The following is a 1524-nucleotide window of genomic DNA, read 5'->3' as shown; positions in this document are numbered from 1 at the left end:
GCAAATCATTCGCTGGCTCGATTACATGGTATCCGAGGTCGGCGAGAAGATGTACACTTGGGGCCCGAAGAGCGCCGGTTTGTTCGACGAAGTGGACGGCAAGCGCGTCTTTAAGGACAAGGAATTGGAAGAAGCGATGGTGAACGCGAAGGACAACGGCAAGGCGCTCTATTACAACCTGGCCAACACGAGATTGGCTTCGACTGCCGTCTACGGCGGCGGCTGGCCGTACTACCCGACATACATGTGGGGCGGATCGAACGTAACGCCGGTGTACGCTTACGAGAGAACCGTGACCGAGGCCGACGCCCGAAACTTTTTCGATCCGGGCAACCTGCCGAACAACTCGCTCGCCGACCATGCGACGATTCTCGCCAACGATCAGCAGATCTGGAACTTCTTCGGCAGCGTGCCTAGCGTCGATCAGTTCTGGAAAGGCCGCGACGCCTTCGAGAAGGCGCTGACCAAGACGCTGGCGGCTCGCGACGACGCTCATTTCGAGGAGCTGTGGAAACAGTTCATCGAGATTGCGACGAAGAACGGCGCGAACGAACAAACCAAGAAGGAAATCAACGATTTCTTCATGAACGCGAACAAAGACTATCTGGATAAGCTTCAATAAAAAGAAATAACAAGGACGACGATCCCCGGATTGCCGAATGCTGAATAGGCATCCCCGACAACCCGGGGTTTCTTCGTCCCATATCGGAAAGCGTTTACATTTTTTCGTGCGATCTAGATCGGGAGGTTGAATTGATGATTAGAGGAGTAAAGCAAACGCTGACCGCCTCGTTGGCGGCGCTCCTGCTCGTCTCCGGGCTTTCCGCGCCGTTGCCCGCGCAGCGGGCCGAGGCGGAACCGGTCGGTTCCAGCGCCGCGTACGTGGGTTTCGACAAGACGACGAGAGGCGCGTGGAACGGGAAGTACGGCCGCGACGGGTATATTCTGTTCGGCTATGGGAACACTCCGCCCGCCGAGGGAGAACCGACGGCCGTGAGGCCGAAATACGAGAACGACGTCGCGATGCTGCCGTCGTACGTCGAACCGATCGACGGACGCGGCTACGTCCTGAACGAGCTTTCGAAAGTTCGCGTAGAGCCGGGGTATCGGAACGACAGCGGCGACATCCTCGACGTTCCCGCCGACAGCGGGCTGCCGGGGAAGGTCGAAGCGGCCGTCACGAACGGCGATTACGTGGACGGCGTCGGCGACCGGCGCACGTTTACGTTCCAGCTGAACGACACGGAAGAGCATCTCTTCACGATCTACAGCACGAAGGATATGAACTGGAAGTATTTTGCGATCACCGACCCGCTCGGCAACGAGCTCGTGCCCCGCTTCCGCGGCGGCGACAAAGGCTTCGGCGCCGAGAGCACGTACATCACCTTCCGCGTGAAGGGCAGCTTTACGCTCGCGTTCGAAGGCGCATGGCATGAGGGTCTGCAGGGCGCATTCTTCGACCCTGTCGGAACGGAGGAACCGGAGGAGCCGGTCGGTTCCAGCGCTGCGTACGTGGGCTTCGAT

General features: G+C 59.2%; 2 protein-coding genes. Both read left to right on the top strand.

Annotation, left to right across the window (positions count from 1 at the left end; all coding sequences use genetic code 11):
- A partial coding sequence (locus VEZ38_RS02595; RefSeq protein WP_324891663.1) for a hypothetical protein occupies positions 1-622 on the top strand: 622 nt, incomplete at its 5' end.
- 134 nt (positions 623-756) lie between these two features.
- A partial coding sequence (locus VEZ38_RS02590) for a hypothetical protein (RefSeq protein ID WP_324891661.1) occupies positions 757-1524 on the top strand: 768 nt, incomplete at its 3' end.

This window comes from Paenibacillus sp. (assembly GCF_035645235.1).
Lineage (GTDB): Bacteria > Bacillota > Bacilli > Paenibacillales > YIM-B00363 > Paenibacillus_AE.
Note: the sequence above shows the minus strand (reverse complement) of the source record. Positions and strands in the feature narration are given on the sequence as shown.